Origin of the sequence: Pseudomonas sp., from assembly GCF_030150285.1 — a bacterium.
In the GTDB taxonomy this organism is placed as follows: domain Bacteria; phylum Pseudomonadota; class Gammaproteobacteria; order Pseudomonadales; family Pseudomonadaceae; genus Aquipseudomonas.
The window spans coordinates 23,798-45,429 of the sequence record NZ_JASLGE010000039.1 but is presented as its reverse complement, the minus strand read 5'-3'; the positions used below and the strand labels follow the sequence as shown (position 1 = coordinate 45,429).

The 21,632-nt window shown below is 59.7% G+C and carries 18 protein-coding genes; 7 read left to right on the top strand and 11 right to left on the bottom strand.

Going from position 1 to position 21,632, the window contains the following annotated elements; translation table 11 throughout:
* Positions 1 to 13: 13 nt before the first annotated feature.
* Positions 14 to 880 carry a pirin family protein gene (locus Q1W15_RS09000; RefSeq protein WP_300726608.1) on the bottom strand — a complete coding sequence of 289 codons (867 nt, stop codon included), beginning with the start codon at positions 878 to 880 and terminating at the stop codon, positions 14 to 16.
* Positions 881 to 1,104: 224 nt separating this feature from the next.
* Between Q1W15_RS09000 and Q1W15_RS08995 the strand changes: the two genes are divergently transcribed.
* Both Q1W15_RS08995 and Q1W15_RS08990 read left to right on the top strand, forming a co-directional pair.
* A complete protein-coding gene (locus tag Q1W15_RS08995; RefSeq protein ID WP_300726605.1) occupies positions 1,105 to 3,576 on the top strand; it encodes a TonB-dependent siderophore receptor in 2,472 nt (823 codons plus the stop codon).
* A gap of 151 nt (positions 3,577 to 3,727) precedes the next feature.
* Positions 3,728 to 4,591 carry a LysR family transcriptional regulator gene (locus Q1W15_RS08990; RefSeq protein WP_300726602.1) on the top strand — a complete coding sequence of 288 codons (864 nt, stop codon included), beginning with the start codon at positions 3,728 to 3,730 and terminating at the stop codon, positions 4,589 to 4,591.
* A gap of 34 nt (positions 4,592 to 4,625) precedes the next feature.
* On the opposite strand, the gene Q1W15_RS08985 is transcribed toward Q1W15_RS08990, so the two are convergent.
* The 4 genes from Q1W15_RS08985 to Q1W15_RS08970 form a co-directional block, all read right to left on the bottom strand.
* Positions 4,626 to 4,949 carry a DUF4880 domain-containing protein gene (locus tag Q1W15_RS08985; RefSeq protein ID WP_300726599.1) on the bottom strand — a complete coding sequence of 108 codons (324 nt, stop codon included), beginning with the start codon at positions 4,947 to 4,949 and terminating at the stop codon, positions 4,626 to 4,628.
* A gap of 202 nt (positions 4,950 to 5,151) precedes the next feature.
* On the bottom strand, positions 5,152 to 5,898 hold the full coding sequence (locus Q1W15_RS08980; protein ID WP_300726596.1) for an SDR family oxidoreductase: 747 nt from the start codon (positions 5,896 to 5,898) through the stop codon (positions 5,152 to 5,154).
* Positions 5,899 to 5,963: 65 nt separating this feature from the next.
* The gene (locus tag Q1W15_RS08975; RefSeq protein ID WP_300726593.1) at positions 5,964 to 8,060 is read right to left on the bottom strand and encodes a bifunctional diguanylate cyclase/phosphodiesterase; all 2,097 of its coding nucleotides are present in this window, start codon (positions 8,058 to 8,060) and stop codon (positions 5,964 to 5,966) included.
* A 109-nt stretch (positions 8,061 to 8,169) separates the two neighbouring features.
* Positions 8,170 to 9,072: a LysR family transcriptional regulator gene (locus tag Q1W15_RS08970; RefSeq protein ID WP_300726590.1), complete on the bottom strand. Its 903-nt coding sequence runs from the start codon at positions 9,070 to 9,072 to the stop codon at positions 8,170 to 8,172.
* 158 nt (positions 9,073 to 9,230) lie between these two features.
* Here Q1W15_RS08970 and Q1W15_RS08965 point away from each other — a divergent pair, with 158 nt between their 5' ends.
* Positions 9,231 to 10,763: an MFS transporter gene (locus Q1W15_RS08965; protein WP_300726588.1), complete on the top strand. Its 1,533-nt coding sequence runs from the start codon at positions 9,231 to 9,233 to the stop codon at positions 10,761 to 10,763.
* A 188-nt stretch (positions 10,764 to 10,951) separates the two neighbouring features.
* Here Q1W15_RS08965 and Q1W15_RS08960 read toward each other — a convergent pair whose 3' ends face one another.
* The 3 genes from Q1W15_RS08960 to Q1W15_RS08950 all read right to left on the bottom strand — a co-directional run bounded on the left by Q1W15_RS08960 (position 10,952) and on the right by Q1W15_RS08950 (position 13,109).
* Positions 10,952 to 12,307: an MATE family efflux transporter gene (locus Q1W15_RS08960; protein WP_300726584.1), complete on the bottom strand. Its 1,356-nt coding sequence runs from the start codon at positions 12,305 to 12,307 to the stop codon at positions 10,952 to 10,954.
* A 131-nt stretch (positions 12,308 to 12,438) separates the two neighbouring features.
* On the bottom strand, positions 12,439 to 12,642 hold the full coding sequence (locus Q1W15_RS08955; protein ID WP_300726581.1) for a hypothetical protein: 204 nt from the start codon (positions 12,640 to 12,642) through the stop codon (positions 12,439 to 12,441).
* Entirely contained in the window at positions 12,639 to 13,109 is a 471-nt protein-coding gene (locus Q1W15_RS08950; RefSeq protein WP_300726579.1) for a hypothetical protein, read from the bottom strand. Before Q1W15_RS08950 ends, Q1W15_RS08955 begins: the two co-directional genes overlap by 4 nt.
* A gap of 798 nt (positions 13,110 to 13,907) precedes the next feature.
* Here Q1W15_RS08950 and Q1W15_RS08945 point away from each other — a divergent pair.
* On the top strand, positions 13,908 to 14,138 hold the full coding sequence (locus Q1W15_RS08945; RefSeq protein ID WP_300726576.1) for a hypothetical protein: 231 nt from the start codon (positions 13,908 to 13,910) through the stop codon (positions 14,136 to 14,138).
* Between the two features lie 113 nt (positions 14,139 to 14,251).
* On the top strand, positions 14,252 to 14,491 hold the full coding sequence (locus Q1W15_RS08940; protein WP_300726573.1) for a DUF2789 family protein: 240 nt from the start codon (positions 14,252 to 14,254) through the stop codon (positions 14,489 to 14,491).
* Between the two features lie 147 nt (positions 14,492 to 14,638).
* Here the strand turns inward: Q1W15_RS08940 and Q1W15_RS08935 are convergent, their stop codons facing one another.
* Positions 14,639 to 15,043, bottom strand: coding sequence for a TraR/DksA C4-type zinc finger protein (locus Q1W15_RS08935; RefSeq protein ID WP_300726571.1), 405 nt, complete (start codon positions 15,041 to 15,043; stop codon positions 14,639 to 14,641).
* Positions 15,044 to 15,704: 661 nt separating this feature from the next.
* On the opposite strand from Q1W15_RS08935, the gene Q1W15_RS08930 reads away from it, so the two are divergent.
* Both Q1W15_RS08930 and Q1W15_RS08925 read left to right on the top strand, forming a co-directional pair.
* Positions 15,705 to 15,992 (top strand): hypothetical protein, encoded by a 288-nt coding sequence (locus Q1W15_RS08930; protein WP_300726569.1) that lies wholly within the window; start codon positions 15,705 to 15,707, stop codon positions 15,990 to 15,992.
* 192 nt (positions 15,993 to 16,184) lie between these two features.
* Complete coding sequence (locus Q1W15_RS08925) at positions 16,185 to 16,901, top strand: HPP family protein (protein WP_300726566.1); 717 nt, start codon at positions 16,185 to 16,187, stop codon at positions 16,899 to 16,901.
* 60 nt (positions 16,902 to 16,961) lie between these two features.
* On the opposite strand, the gene Q1W15_RS08920 is transcribed toward Q1W15_RS08925, so the two are convergent.
* Positions 16,962 to 18,458 carry an efflux transporter outer membrane subunit gene (locus tag Q1W15_RS08920; protein ID WP_300726563.1) on the bottom strand — a complete coding sequence of 499 codons (1,497 nt, stop codon included), beginning with the start codon at positions 18,456 to 18,458 and terminating at the stop codon, positions 16,962 to 16,964.
* Positions 18,455 to 21,562, bottom strand: coding sequence for an efflux RND transporter permease subunit (locus Q1W15_RS08915; protein ID WP_300726557.1), 3,108 nt, complete (start codon positions 21,560 to 21,562; stop codon positions 18,455 to 18,457). Before Q1W15_RS08915 ends, Q1W15_RS08920 begins: the two co-directional genes overlap by 4 nt.
* Between the last annotated feature and the right edge of the window lie 70 nt (positions 21,563 to 21,632).

Sequence of the window (21,632 nt, the reverse complement as noted above, 5' to 3'; positions counted from 1 at the left end):
GGCAGCGCGCGGTTTACGCAGGCATGCGGCCAAACCGGCCCGACTGGAAGTCGTCGAACGCCTGGTGAATCTCGGCCTCGGTGTTCATCACAAACGGGCCATGCCCCACGATCGGTTCATCAATGGGCTCGCCGCTGAGCATCAGCACCACGGCATCGGTACTCGATTGCAGCGTGCACTGCGACCCGGCGCGCTCAAACAGCGCCCATTGCCCTTCGCCCACCTCGGCCTGGCCATTGACACTCACCGTGCCGTGCAACACCACCAGCACGGTGTTACGCCCTTCGGGCACGTCGAGCACGGCCCGCTTGCCGGCGTTCAAGCGAATGTCCCACACATCCATCGCGGTAAAGGTATGGGCCGGACCGCGCTGGCCGGCAAATTCACCGGCAATCAGGCGCAGGCTGCCAGCTTCATCTTCAAGCGCCAGCGTGGGAATGTCGCGGTCCAGAATGCCCTGGTAGCGCGGCGAAGCCATTTTGTCTTTCGCCGGCAGGTTGACCCACAACTGAACCATTTCCAGCGGGCCGCCGCTGCGGGCAAACGCTTTGGAGTGGAACTCTTCGTGCAGGATCCCCGACGCGGCGGTCATCCATTGCACGTCACCCGGGCCGATCACCCCGCCATTGCCCGCCGAGTCGCGGTGTTCCACCTCCCCCTTGTACACAATGGTCACGGTTTCGAAACCGCGATGCGGGTGCTGCCCCACGCCCCGACGTTCGGTGGTCGGCGCGAATTCAGCGGGCCCCGCGTAGTCGAGCAGCAAGAACGGGCTGACTTGCTTGCCCATTGAGTCGTAGGAAAACAATGAGCGGACCGGGAAACCATCACCGACCCAATGCGGGCGGGGTGCGGCGTAGATACCTGAGAGTTTTTTCATGGTGCACCTCCTGTCATAGATGGCAACAGCTTAGATTCGATCCACCCATAACACTAGATAGCCCTTTCAGTATTCAGCGTTCCACCGATAGAACGACTAAGCCTTTTTCTTTCTTCTTGGCGATTTAATTCAACCGCGTGTTTCCGGTTTCTGGTTCGTACTGCGTCTTACAACCATTCCCATTAACGAATAAGTATTTTCCTACCCTGGAGCTTCGCAACGCAATGCAACGACCTCACTTGAACCGGACCCCGCTTTCCCTCGCGACCCAACGCCAGACCGTGCGCCGCACCCTGCTGTCCAGCGCGTTGATGGCCTCTTTGTTGCTGGGTGCAGGCACTGCCCAGGCAGCGCCGGTGGCCCTCAACATCCCGGCCCAATCACTGGCCAGCGCACTGAATGAGTTTGGCAAGCAAGCCAACCTGCAAGTGCTGTACAGCCCGGATCAGGTTCAAGGGTTCAAGTCGCACGCCGTGTCCGGGTCGCTGGAGCCGACCCGGGCACTGGAGACCCTGCTGCAGGGCAGCGGCATTGCGTACCAGCTCAATGGCGACACGGTGATCATCAATACCCAACAAGGCAAAGGCCTGGAACTGGGTGCTACAACTATTTCCGGTCAAGGTCCGGGCACATTACTGACCACTGAAGGCACCCAGTCGTACACCACGGGGGCCTCAAACAGTTCCACCAAATTGCCACTGTCGATCCGCGAAACACCGCAGACGGTAACCGTGATCACCCGCCAGTTGATGGACGACCAGGCCGCCCAGAGCATTGGTGATGTACTGCGCAATGCCCCCGGCGTTTCGACACAAGCCTATGACAGCGACCGCATGGAGTACTCGGCGCGGGGCTATGCCATCACCAATTTCCAGTATGACGGCGTCAACACTCAGTACGACGGGGTGTTCGACGAAGGAGCCACCAAGGTCGACATGGCCTTGTATGACCGCGTTGACATCATCAAGGGCGCGACCGGCCTGTTATCCGGCTCCGGCGAGCCGTCGGCGACCGTCAACCTGATCCGCAAGAAACCGACCCGCGAGTTCAAGGCATCGGTCACAGGCAGCGTGGGGTCGTGGGACAACTACCGCACCGAAGGCGACATTTCGGGCCCGTTGAATGACGATGGCAGCGTGCGTGGTCGCCTGGTTGGGGTGTATCAGGACGCCCATTCCTACCTGGACCACTACACGAAAAAGAACGATGTGTTCTACGGCATTATCGAAGTCGATATCACCCCGGACACCTTGTTCACCTTCGGCCTGGACTACCAGAACATCAAGCCACGCGGCTCGTCCTGGACCGGCAACCCCTATTATTTCTCCAACTACACCAAAACCGACTTCAGCCGCTCGTTCAACCCGGCCACCGACTGGAGCCGTCGCGATGTGCAGATGAACTCCACCTTCGCTTCGTTGGAACACCGTTTCGACAATGACTGGAAAGTCAAAGGTACCCTGACCCAGCAAACCAACGACCACGACACCCAATTGGGCTCGGCCAGTGGCGGCATGCCGGACCCGGCAACCGGCACCGGCATGTTCTTTTACTGGGGCCAGTGGGAAGGCCATCGCGTTCAGAACACGGTGGACATCAACGCCTCCGGTCCCTTCACCCTGTTGGGCCGCGAGCATGAACTGGTGGTGGGCGTGACCTCACAATCCTCCCGTCAAACCGGCGCAACTTACGATGCCACCCAGTTTGGCCTGGTACCCGGCAGCATTTTTGACTGGAATGGCCATTATCCGAAGCCGTATTTCCCGAAAAACGGCAAGTACGAAATCAACAAAAACCAGAACAGCGCCTACGTCGCGGCGCGCTTCAAGCCGACTGACGATTTGTCTGTCATCCTCGGCAGCCGCATCAGCGACTTCCAGTTCAACGACACCAACCGGTACTACGAGCAGGGCCCGGTGTTCTCGGACAAAAAAGCCACATCCAAACAACACGGCAAAGTCACCCCCTATGCCGGCGTGGTGTATGACCTGAACGAGACCTACTCGGCATACGCCAGTTACACGTCGATCTACAAACCGGTCACCGAAAAAGGCCGCTCCGGTTCCACACTCCCGCCGACCGAAGGCAACAGCTACGAAATCGGCCTGAAAAGTGAATACTTCGACGGCCGCCTGAATGGCAGCGTGGCGGTATTCCGCACCGAGCAGAAAAAACTGCCGATCTATGCGGGTATCGACGCGGCCAACAACACCTACTACCAGTCGGTCGACGGGGCGGTGACCAAGGGCATCGAGTTTGAACTGGCCGGCGAATTGATGCCCGACTGGAACCTGATGGCCGGCTACACCTGGGCCCAAACCAAAACGGACGAGGGTGGCCGCCTGTATGGCTACCCGCTGGAAACCACCAAACCTGAAAACGTGGCGCGGGTGTTCACCACCTACCGCCTGCCTGGCGTGTTGAACAAAGTCACCGTGGGCGGTGGCGTGAACTGGCAGAGCCCGTTCTACGGGCGGATCTACAACGACGGCAAGGGTGACTATGACATCATCGAACAGAACAGCTACGCGCTGGTTAACCTGATGACCCGTTATGAATACAACGAACACCTGAGCTTCAACCTCAACGCCAACAACGTGTTCGACAAGAAGTACCTGTCTGGCTTGGGCAACTTCAGCACAACGTACTACGGCGAGCCTCGCAGCCTGATGCTGACCACCAAGTACGCGTTCTAGCCACAGCCGGTAAGCCTCGCGGTGCTCGGCAACGACTACAGATGTAGTCGCTGCCGAAGGCTGCGATCGGTTGCGCAGCAATCATAAAACCTCAATCCCGGATTGCAGAAAATGGCCTTACACTGACCGCCCCTTACACACTGGCGCGATCATGGACCTCGACCTGGCCCGTACTTTCCTCGAAATCGTTCGCTTCGGCAGCCTCGCCGGTGCCGCCGAAAAACTTCATATCACGCAAACCGCCGTGACAGCCCGGGTGCAAAAACTCGAAGGTTTGTTGGGCGTGACGTTGTTTGTGCGTAACCGCGCCGGTGCCCGCCTCACCGCCGATGGCGAGGCCTTTGTGGTGTACGCCAACCAACTGCTGCAAACCTGGGAGGCCGCCCGCCGCGATGTGCCACGCCCCGAAGGCCTGCACCAGCGCCTGCACATTGGTGGCGAAGTCAGCTTGTGCAACCCGCTGATCCTCAATTGGGCCACAGTGTTGCGCCAGCAACTCACCACCCATGCCTTGAGCATTCAGATTTGCGAGGTGGCGTCGTTGCTGCAACAGCTCGAAATGGGCCTGCTGGATGCGGCGCTGGTCTATCAGCCAGCGTACTGGCCAGGGGTGCAGGTGGAACAACTGCTCGAAGAAAAACTGATTATGGTGCGTCGCCCCGACCTGCCTGAGCCCTATGTGTATGTGGATTGGGGCGACGATTATCGCCGCCAGCATGACGCAGCCCTGCCCGATAAAGCGCGGGCGGCTATCAGTTTTAACCTTGGCCCGGTGGCGCTGCATTACATTCTGGACAATGGCGGCAGCGGCTATTTTCGTACCCGTGTGGTGCAGAGCTACCTGGACAGCGGCACGCTGGAGCGCGTGCCCAAAGCCCCGGAGTTCAGTTACCCGACGTACCTGGTGTATTCACGCGATCGCGACAGTGAGGCGTTGCAGCACGCCATCGAAGCGCTGCGCGAGATCGTCAAGCACGACAGTGACTGGTCCCAGCGCTGGGCACCGGAAATTTAAGCCAGCGAGCGCAGTGTGGCGACTTCCTCAGGGCCTACAACGCCCACGCTACCAAGCCCAGCAACAGCAGCAACACACCGCCCTTGAGAGCATACTTGCCAACGGGAGTATGGCTGACCATCAACGCCTGGCGTGCCGCTCGCAACTGCCCGGAGCTGCGGCTCTGGGCCGATTGCAGTTCGGCCACTGGGGGGTTCAGTAGCGCCGCTACGCGTTTCCACGCGGCCATATGCTCCGGGTTCTCGGCCAGCCAGGCTTTGAACACCTGACGTTCCGAGGGGCACGCCTGCCCGGATTCAAGCCGCCGCATCCAGTCAATAGCGGCACGTGTGATGGGGTCTACCCGGGCTTTGCGCATGGGGTGGCCTGCAGGACTTTGGGATCCGGGGAATGAGGCACGAAGGAGAACCTGCCACGAATAATAATACGTCGCATTATCACCAGATCGAAAGGAATTGCAACCGCTCAAGGCCTCGGCTGGCCGAAACGCTTATCGCGCTAAGCCGCCCGCCCTCTTCCGATTGTGCGCACCTGGAGGGGCGAGCGGGTTCGCGACGGGTTTAGCGCCCGCCGCCCAGGTCCAGAAAGGTCCCAGTGGTATAGGACGCCTTGTCCGACAACAACCAGATAATCGCTTCAGCCACTTCTTCTGCGCGCCCACCCCGGCCCATGGGGATGATCGGTTCCAGTTTGCTGACCCGGCCCGGGTCGCCGCTCAGGGCGTGGAAGTCGGTGAAGATGTAACCCGGGCGTACGGCGTTGACCCGGATGCCCTCACCGGCGAGTTCCTTGGACAGCCCCAGGGTGAAGGTATCGACTGCGCCCTTACTGGCCGCGTAGTCAACGTATTCCGCTGGCGAACCCAAGCGAGCCGCCACCGACGAAACGTTGACAATATTGCCGCCCTGCCCGCCATGGCGCGGTGACATGCGCAATACGGCGTGCTTGGCACACAGGATCGGGCCCAGCACGTTGGTTTTCAGGGTGTGCAAAATACGCAGCTCGGACATGTCGTCGACCCGCGACTTGTGCCCCACCGTTGCGGCGTTGTTGACCAGCGCCGTGACGGGCCCCAGTTCCAGGTCAACGCGGGCAAACAGGCTGATGATCTCGTCTTCATTGCTCACATCGGCCCGCACGCTGATCGCCTGCACGCCCAGCGCACGCACTTGGGTCAGTACTTCACGGGCCGCTTCATCATCGGTCAGGTAATTGATACATACCCGATACCCTTCGCGGGCGGCCAGCAAGGCCGTTGCCGCGCCGATGCCACGGCTGCCTCCGGTGATCACGATGACTTTATCCATAAATACGCGCTCCTCGTTCAGCAGGGTAAAAATGGCTTCAGAATAACCGCGAAAACCTTACGCTGTCAGGTTACTGTCGGCGGCTCGCCCACAGGCCGCTCGCCACGGTGGATCTCCACCATAAATTGCTCCGCGGGCTGCGGCTCACCCAGCAGGAACCCTTGCAGTGAATCGCAGCCCAGGGTGGTCAGAAAACTCTGCTGGGTGTCGGTCTCCACGCCTTCGGCCACAATCCGCAGCCCCAGCGCCTGGCCCAGCGCCACAATGGCAGACACAATGGCCGCGTCATCGCTGTCGTGCTCCAGGTCCCGGACAAAGCCGCGGTCGATCTTGAGTTCATTGGCCGGCAACCGCTTAAGGTACATGAGGCTTGAATAGCCGGTGCCGAAATCGTCGATGGACAAGTCCACGCCCATCTGCGACAGGCGCTGCAACACCGTCATGCTGGCGTCGGCGTCGCTCATGGCGGTGGTTTCGGTGATCTCCAGGGTCAAGCTGTTGGCCGGCAACCGATGCCGCTCCAGCGCCTGCGCCACACTGTCGACCAACCCGGCATAGCAGAATTGCAGCGCCGACAGATTGACTGCAATACGCCAGTGGCTGTAGCCCTGATCGATCCACAGACGCATCTGGCGGCAGGCCTCGTTCAGCACCCACTCGCCAATCGGGATGATCAGGCCGGTCTTCTCCGCCAGCTCGATAAAATGTTCTGGCAACAACAGCCCCTGTTGCGGGTGCTCCCAGCGCAACAGCGCTTCAGCCCCCACCGCCTGGCCATTGCTGGCATCGAACTTGGGCTGGTAGTACAAGTGAAACTGTTGCTGCTCCAGCGCCTGACGCAAGTCTTGAAGCAATTGCAGTTGCTTGCGGGCGTTAGTGTTCATGGACACATCGAAAAAGCTGTAGCCGTTTTTACCGGCACCCTTGGCGTGGTACATCGCGGCGTCGGCGTTCATCAGCAACTCTTCGGCGGTCTGGCCATTGCCGGGGTACAGCGCGATACCAATGCTCGCGGAAATCTGCAGGTCATGTTCATCGACGCGGAACGACTTAGACAACAGAGTCACCTGACGGGCCGCCACGGGCGGGGCATCGTCGGGTGCCGCCAGGCGCACCAGCAGCACGAACTCATCACCCCCAATGCGCGCCAGCGTGTCCTGGCTGCGCAATTGCTGGCGCAAGCGCACGGCCACTTCTCGCAGTAACCGGTCGCCCAGGTGGTGACCAAACGCATCGTTTACCGGTTTAAACCCGTCCAGATCGATAAACATCAGCGAAAAATACCCGCCCTGCTCCTGCACCTCGCGCATCGCTTGAGCAATTCGCTCGGCCAGCAAAATACGGTTCGCCAGCCCGGTGAGGGTGTCGTGCAGCGCCAGTTGGGTGAGTTCTTCATTGGCCTGAGTCAATGAGTCGGCCAGCGCGGCCGTCTTGGCATCCAGGCGCGCATCAAAGATCGACGTTAACAACGCAATGATCAACACCGCCAGGCTGGAGACCAGCACCAGGTTGTCGAGGCCTTTGCCACTGAGGCCGTCTACAGCCGCAACGCAAAAGCTGCCCAACGGAAAACTGGCCGCCGCCATGCCGGTGTAATGCATGCCGACAATCGCCAGCCCCATGATGACCGAAGCCCCGGCCCGCACCAGCCGCACGTAAGGCATCTGCTTGCGCAACCGAAACGCGATAGACAGTGCCGCCGCCGATGCGCCTACGGCAATCACCAACGACAGACCGAACAGCGTGGGGTCGTAGTCAATCCCCGGCTGCATGCGCAACGCGGCCATACCGCTGTAATGCATGGCGCTGATCCCGGCACCCATGATCAAAGCCCCGATCAGCAGTTGCAGCGCCGGCAAATGCGGCTGGCTGACCAGCCAGAGGGCAAACCCGCACGACAGGATGGCCACCAGCAGCGACCACAGCGTGAGGCCCACGTCGTAACCCAGTTCAATCGGCACCGACAACGCCAGCATTCCGATAAAGTGCATCGACCACACGCCAAAGCCCATTGCCAGCGCGCCACCGGTCATCCACAGGTAGGCCGTTCGCCCTCGTGAGGTCGCGATGCGGCCCGTCAGATCAAGGGCGGTGTACGACGCCAGAATGGCGACGCACAGAGAAATGAAGACCAACGCAGGAGAGTAACTAGCAGAGACCATGAGCTTTCTCGTCAGCATGTCCGACTAGCATCCATGCTCGGTAAAAAAGGGGGCGATTGTACTGCTTCTGAAGGTGAACGCACGTATGCGAACCACTAAATCCTGCGCACTAGGTCAATTTTTGTATACCCGGCTCTGCTGCACGAAAGGCACGCTTGGCCTGCTCGATGTAGCGCACAACCGCGGGGGACTTTTCAAATCGACGGTGGACCAACGACAGCCATGACGTGGCCTCGCAGCCTTCAATAGACCGAAAAATCACGTTGGGCAAACTGATATGCCCCACCACCGACGCGGGCACCACCGCCACGCCCTGACGCAACGAGACCAGCGCAATCACGGCCACCAGCCCGCCCGGCTGGGCACCCAGTTTGGGCGCGAAACCGCCCTGGGCGGCCACTTGCAACGTGCCACTGATTTGCTCGGGCAAGATAAACGTTTCGTTTTGCAGATGCCCGGCGCTGATCTGCGGCAGCCGCGCCAGCCACGCATCGTTCGCCAGGGCCAACACGAAGCCTTCGGCATTCAGGCGAATGGCGGACAATTCATCGGGCAAGGTCATGGGCGAACGCACGTAGCCCAGATCGAAGCGCCCCTCCACCACGCTGGCGGGCAAGCTGGCCATTGGCGCTTCACGCACACTGAGGCTCACCTCTGCGCAGGCGAGCGAAAACGCCTGTACCTGACGCTGCAACACCCCCGAGTACACCGCAGAGGCGACATAACCCAATTCAATATGGCCCACCTCACCACGCCCGGCCCGCTGGGCATTGCGCTGCGCAAGCTCAAACTGGCGCACCGTGGCCTCTGCGTCCGGCAATAAAGCTTGCCCCGCTTCGGTCAGGCTGACCTGACGTTGCTGACGATTAAACAGACGCACACCCAGCACGGCTTCAAGGTCCTGAATTTGGCGGCTCAAGGTGGGCGGCGCAATGCCTAGCCCCTCTGCAGCACGGGTGAAATTGCGTTGCTGGGCAACCGCGAGGAAATAGCGGAAGTGGCGGATATCCATAAAGTATTAGCTCAAAGGTAATGAAGTTCCTGCTTTCAACTAACAGAGCCTGTACCAGACGGCGATATCCTGCTCACAGCACCACACTAGAGAGATACCAGCATGCCCGTCAACATAATTACCTTAAAAGCAACGCTACATTTAAAGGCGGTGCGATCATGAAAACCATTAGCCCGCGCCTGACGCTACTGACTGCATCCGGGGTGTGTTCCCTGATCGTACTCGACACCAATATTGTCGCCGTCACCTTGCCCAGCATCGCACGTGATCTGGGGGCCAATTTCGTCGACATCGAATGGGTGGTCAGCGCCTACATGCTGGCATTCGCCGCACTGCTATTGCCTGCCGGAAGCCTGGCCGACCGATTCGGGCGCAAAAAAACATTGCTGTGGGGGCTGAGCCTTTTCATCCTGGCCTCCATCGGCTGCGGCGCGGCCCCCTCCAGCCTGCTGCTGGAGATCGCACGGGCGATCAAAGGGGTGGGCGCGGCGCTGTTACTGACCTCGGCGCTGGCATCCATTGGCCACGCGTTCCATGACGAGGTCGAACGTGCCAAGGCCTGGGCCTTTTGGGGAGCCTGCATGGGGGTGGCCATGACCGCCGCGCCCACCCTCGGCGGCGTGATCACACACTACCTGGGCTGGCGCTGGATTTTCTTCCTTAACCTGCCGGTCGGTCTGTTATTGATGGCGCTGGTCTACCACGCCATTAGCGAATCCCGTGACCCGCAGTCAGCCCGCCTCGACCCGTGGGGCAGCCTTGCGTTCAGCGCCAGTCTATTGTGCCTGATTTGGGGCCTGATCGAAGCCAACCGTATCGGCTGGGACAACCTGCTGACCTACGCTCGCCTTGCGGGCGGTGCACTGCTGCTGGGGGTGTTTGTGTGGGTTGAATCCTTGCAGCGTCGCCCCATGATCGACCTGCAACTGTTCCGCCAGCCGCGCTTTATCGGGGCCCTGCTAGGCATGTTTGCCTACGCCGGCTGTGCGCAAGTGATGATGACCCTGCTGCCGTTTTACCTGCAAAACGGTTTGGGCTTCAGTGCCATCGCGTCCGGGCTGGGCATGCTGCCGTTTGCCCTGACCATGCTGATCTGCCCACGTATCGGTGCGCGGCTGGCGTCACGGTTCAGCCCGGCCAGCCTGATGGCCGCCGGGTTGACGCTGGTAGGGGTGGGCAACCTGCTCAGTGCCTGGGCAGTGGACCATGGTGGTTACCTGAGTTTTGCCCTGACCACGGCCGTTACCGGTGCCGGTGCGGGCCTTCTGAACGGCGACACACAGAAGAACATCATGGCCTGCGTGCCCCGCGACCGGGTCGGCATGGCGTCCGGCATAAGCACCACCATGCGCTTTAGCGCCATCGTGCTGGCCATCGGCGTATTCGGCGCATTATTGGGCAGCCATACCGAGCAAAACCTCTATGCCAGCCTTGAGCACGAAGGTGGACAATGGCTGGGTCAGACACACTTTATCGCGTCGCGGGTGGTGGCCGGCGATATGAGCGGCGCACTGAGCCCGTTGCCGCCCGCCCTGCAGGCTCATATCCGGCCATTGGCCACTCAGGCCTTTGTCGGCGGGTTCAGTATGGTGCTCTGGGTCGCCGGGGTACTGGGCCTGCTGGGTGCCGTGGTCGTCGGTACATTGATGCGCACGCCGATACGGATCGGGGTGCCTGGCACATCACCGTAGAGAGCCTGTTGACGGTCAAGCTGATTAGCGACATGAGGCTACGATTGCTGCGCAACCGCTCGCAGCCTGCGGCAGCGACTACACCCGTAGTCGTTGACGAGCGGTGCGAGGCTACGTCCGGCGTGATGCGGCACTCCGACGAAGCCGTCGTGAAACCAGGCAGCACGGTGACGCTGCCTGATCGCAACCTAGACCATTCGTTCGATCGGTCGGTGCCGCCACACGCGCCGGTAGTAGGTGACTTGCATCACCAGCATCGCCAGGTAGGTCACCGGGAACGCCATCCATACGCCTTCCAGGCCAAAGTGCGCATTGAGCAGGTAAGCCACTGGCAATTCGATGGCCAGTACGCAGAAGATCGTGATGCCCATCGGTACCAGCACCACGCCGCTGGCTCGCATGATTCCACCAACCACCGCCTGAAAACCAAAGACAAGAACGCTCCACAACATAATGTGCAGCAGGTGTTCGGCCCGCACCCGAGCCTCGGCATCGGTGATAAACAACCCGAGCAGCCAATGCGACAGGCCGTACCCCAGCAGCACCAGTGCGCCAGTCAACCACAAGTTGATCATCAGGCCCGTGCGCAGAATCGGCCCAATCCGCTCGATACGCCCGGCACCAATCGCTTGAGCCCCCAGGATAGAGGCCGCCACAGAAATCGACAGCGCCGGAAACTGCACGTAGTTCACGATCTGGGTGACCGCACCATACGCCGCCGTCGCCTGGGAACCGTGGCTGTTGACCAATGCCAGAATCACCAGCTCCGAAAGCGACAACACCACCATCTGCACCCCGGTCGGCAGCCCTATGCACAGGACTTTGCCGAGAATGGCCCGGTCCAGGCGCAAGGCCGCCCACAACTCGCGGTCCGGGGCCATCACACTGTTTTTATGGCGCAAGCGATACACCAGAAACACCATGGCCAGCGCATTGCCCACCAGCCCGGCATAGGCGGCACTTTCAATACCCATGGGTTCCAGGCCCACCCAGCCCAGAATCAGCGCGGGAGTCAGCACAAGCCCCACCCCGGTTGAAACCACCAGGGCCAGCAATGGCGATACCGTGTCACTGACCCCACGCAACAGTTGGGTAAACAAAATAAACACCAGCAACAGCGGCATGATCAACATCATCACTCGAGCATAGGCGACCGCATCGTCCAGCACGTCCGTCGGCGTACCGAGGCCCTGCAGTGCGGGCCGGGCAAAGACACTGCCCAGCACAGCGGCAAGCAGGCCGATAATGGCACCGAGGGTCAGGGTGGCACCGGTGATTTTTTTCACCATCGTCAACTCACGGGCACCCCAGGCCTGACCGATCAGCACCGAAGCCCCCGCCCCCAGGCCAATCACCAGCGCAATAAAGAAAAATACGATGGGAAACATCCCCGACACGGCTGCCAACGCCTGCGTTCCCAACATCTGCCCCACGTAGATACCGTTAAGCGTGCCGGAAAAGCTCTGCAGAAAATTGGACAGCACCATCGGCGCGAGGAAGATCAGATAGATCAGCCACAGCGGCCGTTGTGAAGGGGTTTGCATAACAAGGGGGCTCACAATCAGAAGCGGTGAGGCGTTATACCCCAGCGCGCGCATAAACATCATTAAAAGCAGCCGCCGGGCGCCACTGCCGGCTCCCTTCGCGCGAACTCAGCCCCTGCCCCGCCCCTTTATCAAGACGCAGCGTTTGCCTGCAACTTCGCCAGCTCGCGGCGAACCATGCTGGCGTATTCAGCCGGGCGCAACGTGTAAAGCTGCACCGCGACCCAATTAAGCCAAGCACCTTGCAACACGGCCCGTTGGGCATACAGTTCAGCCGCCCGGGCCAGGGCCTGTTCCTGGTGTTGCTGATGAAATTCGCTGCGCGAAGGTGTCACTCTTTGCTGGCCTTGAACGTGAGCTCGCCCTTGCGCCACTTCGCGACTTTGGTCGTCACCGCTTTCAGCGTTTTGCTCAAACCGCCTTCAAGCTGCTCGTTGGCAGCGAAGACCAACATCACGGTCTGACCTTCCTTGAACACAATCCCTTCACCCTGAGGCGAAGATACGTACGCGTAGTCGCCAATGCCGTAGACCGTGATTTTAATGTCGCGAAACTTGATGTCGAACTTGCCACCTTCACGACTGGGCAACACGGCGGCGCGAAAATGATCACCGACCTTCAGTTCCAGACGCGGCTTGTCATCGACCACCAGCGCCGTTTCAGTGTCGATTTCAGCGATGTAAATACCTTCTGCCGTTTGCTCGGTGACATAAACAAAGCGCGAGTGGAACAGTTTGACCAACCGTGCCCGCAAGTCACCCAACACAAATAATGCATGCATCTCCAAATTGCTAACTGCCAACGAAAAGCCCTCAAACTCAGAAATGGTGCCGCCTTAGCAAAAAACAGGCAGCAGAAAAAAGGCCGCAGCCATTGATGAAAACCGGGTATTGCACAGTTTTCCTGACCGATCGGGCCGGGAGTGATGTGGCTTCAAGGCGAGCGCAACGTCACCCCGCTGGCCACGTGAAACGGACGTCCGGGATTGAAGGGCATTAACCGGCCCTGATCACGGAAAGGTCTAAAGCACACACGGTAAAAGCCTGCTTTTAAAGAGGTAACGTCTGACACCGCACTTTACAAAAAAACCTTACAAATAGAACAGCGCCAACACTTGGCAATTCTAATACACACACTGCACGTGGGCCATTCAAACCATTGAGTCTTACCCGCAGATCAGAAGGATACTCCCCGTGAACAGACACAACACCCCCCTTGCATCGCCCCCGGACAGTCAAAGTGCGCATCCAAACACTGCCAGAGAGCCATTCTACCGGCTCCTGCCTAAAGTTGGGTATACGCAAGCACCCCAGTATCAAGTGATCCCGGTGGGGCATGGCTTTTTTCACATCCGCGACACTGGCACAGGTCAGATCAAAGGCTTTCGCTGCACCCATAATGCAGCGTGCGAACTCGCGAGGAACCTTGAAAAGGCAGATTCGCAGGTTTGCTGACCGTTTGAGCCATTGTAGGACATGGCGCTCATCTAACGTATGACTTAACTACGCCACTGAGGGTCAACAACTGCCATACTCTTGCCACTGACTTGGCGGATACCGCCAGTTCAACTGAACTCCATTGAATCCAGGGAAAGTGACACGTGACGGAATTTGATATTGGCGAGTTTTTTATCCGCGGCGAGTCCAAAGAGGTCGACGGTGAGTTTCAGGCAGTGATTGTCATGCGGGCCAAACCACCTCTTAAAACGGTGACTTACCACCAGGTCGAAAAAGATCGCTGGTTCAAGACTGCCGATGTCGCTGAAACGGCTGCCCAGGAATCCGCACTGGCCTTGAAGCATGCAGTAGACGCCGGCGCGCTCAACACCTGATCGCGCGACAGGCCCGGTTCGAGCCCTGGTGAGCCTGGCCTGCAACGGCATCGAACGTTTGCCGCTCAATGCCCTCAAATACACAGAACCACCCAGCCCACAAGGAGATCACCATGGACGAAACGGCAACCAACATGAACACGCTTTTCGCGCAACTGGGACTCAAGTCCGATGACGAAGCCATTGAGGCGTTCATTACGCAGCATTCGCCGCTTGAGGCTGATCTAAGGCTGGAAGACGCCCCCTTCTGGAAAGCGGATCAAGCCCAATTTCTGAAAGAGCACCTGAATGCTGACGATAACTGGGCGTTGGTTATCGACCAGTTGAACACACGTCTGCGCCCCGCTCACTGAGTTTCAGGCTGGCGGGTTGGACCGTTGATGATCGCTGACGGCTCCAGAAGAAGGGTTGCGCGCCGCCCTTCAAGCCGCAATGCACAGGATGCCAGCCTTTGACTGACTGCCGGAGCCGCAGGACGCGGCTCCGGTGCGGTCAAGCAATCAAGCTTGACGCTGGTGCTTGTCGATTTGCTCGTGGCGCTCTTGCGCCTCAATGCAGTACTTGGTGGTCGGGCTGATCAACAGACGCTTAAGGCCAATTGCCTCACCGCTGTCGTCGCACCAGCCAAAGCTGTCTTCCTTGATGCGCTCCAGTGCTTGCTCCAACTGAGGCAGCATGCGCTGATCACGGTCAATGGAGTTCACCAGCCAGGTGCGCTCTTCTTCAACCGATGCGGCATCGGCCGGGTCTGCAGGCGTGTCCAGGCTCTCGATGGCAATGCGGTTCTGCTCGATACGCGCGTGGGTTTCAACTTTCATGTTTTGCAACAGCACAGTGAAAAATTGCTGTTGCTCGGCATTCATGTAGTCATCCGCCGGCATGGCCAGCAACTTATCCTTTGTCATTGATTTCTCTATAAAAAATACGTGCATTAAGGCGAACTGGGGAGTGTCCTGACCGATCTTCATCCCAACCCGTCAGGTGCCATCTATCTCAAGCGCCACCCGGCACTCAATTTACGAGGGGCGGCAGTCTAAGGCCGACTTATCGAGTCAGCAACTGAAATGACAGCAATTGGTCCAGTAAAACCTGGAAAATGAACAATCAGGCTCTTCGCCGAGGCTAATGGAGTGCGTTTATAGCAAGAAATTCAGCTCAGAGGCTGAAAAGGGCGCACGCAGGCGCACCTTGGCCGCCTCGACTGAAAAGTATTTCGATATTTGAACGCTGAAGTACATTTGCGCCAGATAACCCATCTGAGCACGTACACCTTTTCCAATAACGGCGGATGACTCGAAGCACTGAAAACGCTCGTCGCGGCTTTTGAATAATCCTACGATTTTCTCCGTAAATCTTATCTCCAGCTACGCAGTGACTGACAACACCTCCCTGTTTAGGCGCTTTACAATCGTCCGCCTGAATCCCAGATCGCACACTAAGTAAATGGCAGATGTGTCACTGCTTGTATCGCCATGCACACCCTGACCACGGCGCGTACGATGCGCCCTCACCCTGTTTCAAGGACCTTACTCAGCCCAATACCCTCCCATTATGGAGTACGACGTGATGAGCCATTCCTTTGCAGCCGATAATGAACCCGCTCAAGGTGCATATGTGTGTACCCGGGCCGAGCGCTTTTCGGCCGGGACTTGTAGGCCGGAACTGGGCAAACTGATGGCGTTGCGTGATGCATTGCTTATCTTGAAAGGGCCGCTGGCCGATAGCCCCGACTGGCGTGGCCATATTGAACGGCGACTGTTCAGCAACGACGTCTATGACCGGGTACTGGGAAAACAGGCTTCGGGCAACCCCGCCTGGGGCAGATCGCCTGCTGAGCCCACCGCCGGCACCTAACACACCTTACACCTGCACTTAGCTCAATTAAAATGCAGTTAAACATCATTATTATGAATTTGCAGATTGCTTTAACGCTCTGCACACTGCGCAGGTTCCTCCCCCAAATGAAGGAACCCTTTAAAGGGCTTGCGACTCACTCGCATAGCCCTTTTTTTTCCGCAACGAGACCTGCACCGGACCGTCCCTACCATGCACATTCGCTGGATCAGCCGCTTACTGCCTGCGGCCACCCACACCCGCCCCACCGAGTGGAGCCGAGCCGCCATCGGTGTATCCCTGGCTACATTATTCAGTGTCTGGCTTTGCAGCCTGGCGTTCGGCAAGCCCGTGGCCATGCATTTGATTGGCCCTCTGGGGGCCTCGGCGGTTTTATTGTTCGCGGTATCGTCGGGGGCACTGGCGCAACCTTGGTCGATACTCGGCGGCTACTTGAGCGCGACCCTGGTCTCGCTGGCAGTGGCGCACTTTCTCGGGCGTACCCTGGACAGCGCTTGCCTGGCGGTCGGCCTGTCACTGATGTGCATGTGCCTGTTGCGCTGTCTGCACCCGCCCGCCGGAGCGTTGGCGTTGCTGGTGGTGTTGGCTGACCCGGACAGCGCACTGCTGGGCTGGGGCCTGGTAGGCCCTGTCATGCTGGCAGCGGCGGGCATGCTGGTGATGGCGCTGCTCTACAACAACCTGACGCGGGTGCGTTACCCCAAGCCGCTGTCAGCGCCGAGCCCAGCCATCATCTCGCCCGCCAGTGCCAGCGATCCGGGCATCACCGCCGACGATTTGCAAAAGGCGATGGAGCAAATGGAGGCGTTTATTGACGTGACACCCGAAGACCTCGAAACCTTGATCCGCACCAGTGAACACTATGCACGGCGCCGTAGCGTCGGTGAGGTCCTTTCCCACAGCAATTGATGAGGGGGGACAGGCGCTCGCTCCCCCCTTATACGGCCTCCTCCGGCCGGCGTGATGCGCTCACTGCGGCCTGTCGGTGAGGTCCGTGTTGCCGTCCCAGCCGCCCCCCAGGGCGGCGATCAACTGCACGCTAGCAATCAATTGACTCTGCAGCAGGGTGAGGGCGCTGCGTTCGGTACTCAGCGCGGTGGTTTGCACATTGACCACATCCAGGTAGGCAATCAGGCCGGCCTTGTACTGATTGCTGGTCAGGCGCAGTGACTCGCGCGCCGACGCCAGCGCCTGCGCCTGCACCACCGCCTCGTCCCCCAGCACCTTCAACTGCACCAGGTAGTTTTCCACCTCGCGAAAGCCGTCGAGCACGGTCTGGCGGTACTTGGCCACCGTCTGGTCATACACCGCTTCATTGCGGTCGACTTCAGCCGAACGTTGGCCGCCATCAAACAGTGGCAACGAAATTTTCGGCCCCAGCGACCAGAAACGGTTCGGCACGCTGATCCAGTCTTCATAGGTGCTGCTGCTGTAACCGCCCGACAGGCTCAGGCTCAAGTCAGGGTAGTAAGCCGCCTTGGCTACGCCAATATTGGCATTGGCGGCGATAATGGCGCGCTCTGCCGAGGCAATATCGGGGCGACGCTCCAGCAACTGCGACGGCACGCTCACCGGAATGGCCGGCAAGGCGGGCACGCGGTTGACCTCTGCCAAGGTAAACCCGGACGGTAACTGCCCGGTCAGCACGGCGATGGCGTTCTCGAATTGCGCACGCTGCCAGATCAAGTCAATCAGGCTGGCCCGGGTGTTGTGCAATTGGGTTTGCGCCTGCGCTACCGCGTCCTTGCCGGAAATACCGGCGCGGTATTGGTTCTCGGACATTTTCAAGGAGCGCTGGTACGCCTCGACGGTGGCCTCCAGCAAACGCTTCTGCTCATCAATCACACGCAATTGCAGGTAGTTCTGCACCAGTTCCGATTGTTGGCTCAAACGCATGGCCGCCAGGTCGGCCAAGCTAGCCTCGGCGCTGGCTTCATTGGCCTCCAGGCCTCGGCGCAATTTACCCCAGATGTCCGCTTCCCAGCTCACGCCGACCTGTGCATTCAAGGTGTCGCGAATGCCGCTGCTGGAGCTGGTCAGGCTCGAATTGGAACTGCCGGTGCCTTGGCTGGAGCGGGTTTTGCCCACGCTCAAGTCCGCGCTCGGCAAAAATGCCCCGCGCGCACTGCGCACCAGGGCCTGAGCCTGACGGAACTGGGCCTCAGACTGTGCAACGGTCTGGTTGGACGTGTTCAGGCGCTCAACCAGCGCATTGAGCTGTTGATCGCCATACAGCTCCCACCACGCCCCACGGGCCAGGGCGTCGCTGGGGTTGGCCTGGGTCCAGCCGGCGGCTTCTTTGTACTGCGCGGGCGGTGTCAGTTCAGGGCGCTGGTAGTCCGGGCCGATCGCACACGCGCTGAGCAGCAACCCCGAGAGCACCAGCCCCAGCAGGCGCGAGCCACGGGCAAGCGCCCAGCGTTGGGGCGACAGGGCCGGGGCAAGGTTAAGCGAACGAGAGGTCATAGCGGAGTTTCCAGGGCAGCATCGGTGCGCACGCCACGCCACGTATTGAAACGATGGCGGGCACGGTCGAGATAGAGGTAAACCACCGGGGTGGTGTAAAGGGTCAGGATCTGGCTGAAGACCAGCCCGCCGATAATGGTCAGGCCCAGGGGCTGGCGCATTTCCGCCCCTTCTGCGCTGCTCAGCATCAGCGGCAAGGCCCCCAGAATGGCCGCCAGCGTGGTCATCAGAATCGGCCGCAGGCGTTGCAGGCAAGCCGTGCGAATGGAGGCTTCAGGGTTCAGACCCGAATGGCGCTCCAGTTGCAGCGCCAGGTCGATCATCAGGATCGCGTTTTTCTTCACCACACCGATCAACAGGAACAGCCCCAACAATGAAATCAGGCTGAACTCGCCGCCCGTGAGGTAAATACTCAGCAATGCGCCCACCCCGGCCGATGGCAAGGTCGAGAGGATGGTCAGCGGGTGAATGTAGCTTTCGTACAGAATGCCGAGTACCAGATACACCGCCACCAGCGCACCGAGAATCATGAACGGCTGGCCTTTTTGAGTAGCGGCAAACGCATCGCCGGTGCCCGCCATTTTCACGATCACCTCTTCGGGCAGGCCCAGCTTGGCAATGGCGCGCTCGATGGCGACAGTGCCCTGATCCAGCGACACGCCGGGGGCCATGTCGAACGAAATGGTCTCGGAGGCGAACTGGCCTTCGTGTTCAACGCGGTCACCCTGCAGGCTGTTCTCATAGTGGGCGATGGCCGACAACGGAATGCGCTGGCCATCGGCCGTGATCACCTGCACCTGATCAAGGGTTTGCGGGTCGCGGGCGTATTTGGGATTGACCTCCATCACCACCTGGTACTGATTCAGGCTGTCGTAGATGGTCGATATCTGCCGTTGGCTGTAGGCGTTGTTGAGCACGGCGGTGACCATATTCATGTCCACCCCCAGGCGCTTGGCCTGATCGCGGTCGACCACCAGCGTGACTTGTTGCGCACCACGTCCTTCGCGGGCGTCAATGGCTGTCAGTTCCGGCAAGGCCTTGAGCGCTGCCACCACTTTCGGGTACCAGGTGCGCAACTCGGTCAGGTCGCCACTTTGCAGGATGTAGGAGTACTGCGAGCTGGTTTGCTCACGCCCGCCACCAAATTGCAGGTCCTGGTCGGCCATCAGCATCAGGCGCCCACCAGGCACCAGAGGCATCGTTTCGCGCAAGCGCTCAATGACCTTTTGCGCGGACAGTTTGCGTTCGCCAATAGGCTTGAGGCGCACCAGCATGACAGCGTTGTTGGTGCCACTATTGCCGCCAATAAAACCTGCAACGCTTTCCACGGCCGGGTCTTTGAGCACCGCCTGGCGGAAGATCTCCATCTTGGGCTGCATCACGCTGAAGGACAGGCCGTCATCACCGCGCACAAAACCGATCAGTTGCCCGGTGTCCTGCTGGGGCATAAAGGTTTTGGGCACCACCACATACAGCGCCACGTTGACGCCAATGGTCACCAGCAAGCTGAGCAGGGTCAGGCGTTTGTGCCGCAGCACCCAGTCCAGGCTGCGGGCATAACCGCCGACCATGCGCTCGTTGAGGCGCATGCTCCAGCGCTGCATGGCATTTTCAGTGCCTGGCACGTGCGGCTTGAGCCAGCGCGCGCAGAGCATCGGGGTCAAGGTCAGCGACACCACCAACGACACCACAATCGACGCGGCCAACGTGATGGAAAACTCACGGAACAGGCTTTCGATGATGCCGCCCATAAACAGAATGGACAGAAACACCGCCACCAGCGACACGTTCATCGACAGCAGGGTAAAGCCCACCTCCTTGGCCCCCAGGTACGCGGCTTTCATGGGCGCGATGCCGGCGTCGATATGCCGCGAGATGTTCTCCAGCACCACGATGGCATCGTCCACCACCAGCCCGGTGGCCAGAATCAGCGCCATCAATGACAGGTTGTTCAGTGAAAACCCGTACAGGTACATGATCGCGAACGTGCCCACCAGCGACACCGGCACAGCCAGAGTAGGAATCAGCGACGCGCGCACATTGCCGAGAAACAGGTACACCACCAGAATCACCAGCCCCACGGCAATCAGCAGGGTCATCTCGGCTTCATGCAAGGTGGCCTTGATCACCGGCGAGCGGTCCATCGCCAGGTTCAGCTTGACGCTGGATGGCAATACCGCCTGCAACGCGGGCAACTGCGCCTTGATCGCGTTCACGGTCTCAATGATGTTGGCCCCGGCCTGGCGGTTGATCACCAGCAACACCGCCGCATCGTTATTGAAGAAGCCGCTGTTGTAGCGGTCTTCTACACCGTCGCTGACCTTCGCCACATCTTTGAGGCGCAAGGCCGCGCCGTCCTGATACCGGATCACCAGCGGCTCGTAATCCTTGGCTTTTTCCAGTTGATCATTGGCCTGGATCTGCCAGTTGCGCTCATCGTCAGACACTGCCCCCTTGGGCCGACGCACATTGGCATTGGCGATGGTGGCGCGCACTTCATCCAGGGCCACGCCGTACTGGTTGAGCAACTGCGGCTCCAGTTCAATACGCACCGCCGGCAATGAACTGCCGCCAATCTGCACCTCGCCTACGCCGGGCACTTGAGACAGGCTTTGCGACAGGATGGTGGACGCGAGGTCGTACAGCTCGCCTTTTTGCAGCACGTCGGAGGTCAGCGACAGCACCATGATCGGCGCTTGCGAGGGGTTGACCTTCTTGTAGGTCGGCATGCTTTTCATGCCGCTGGGCAGCAGGTTGCGCGAAGCATTGATGGCCGCTTGCACTTCGCGCGCGGCCCCGTTGATATCACGGTTCTGGTCAAATTGCAGAATCACCCGTGTCGAGCCCTGGCTCGAACGGCTGCTCATGGTATTGACCCCGGCAATCGCGCCGAAGGAACGCTCCAGCGGCGTGGCCACGGTCGACGCCATCACTTCAGGGCTGGCCCCCGGCAAACTGGCCGAGACCACGATCACCGGAAAATCCATCTGCGGCAACGGCGACACGGGCAGCAACCCGAAGCTCACCCCGCCCAGCAACATGATTGCCAGGCTCAGCAACATGGTCGCTACCGGGCGTTTAATGAACGGGCCGGACAGATTCATGGGTGACAGCTCCAAGCAGCAAGCGGCAAGCGGCAAGAGAAAAGCAACAGCAAAGGCAGTCGGCGTCTGG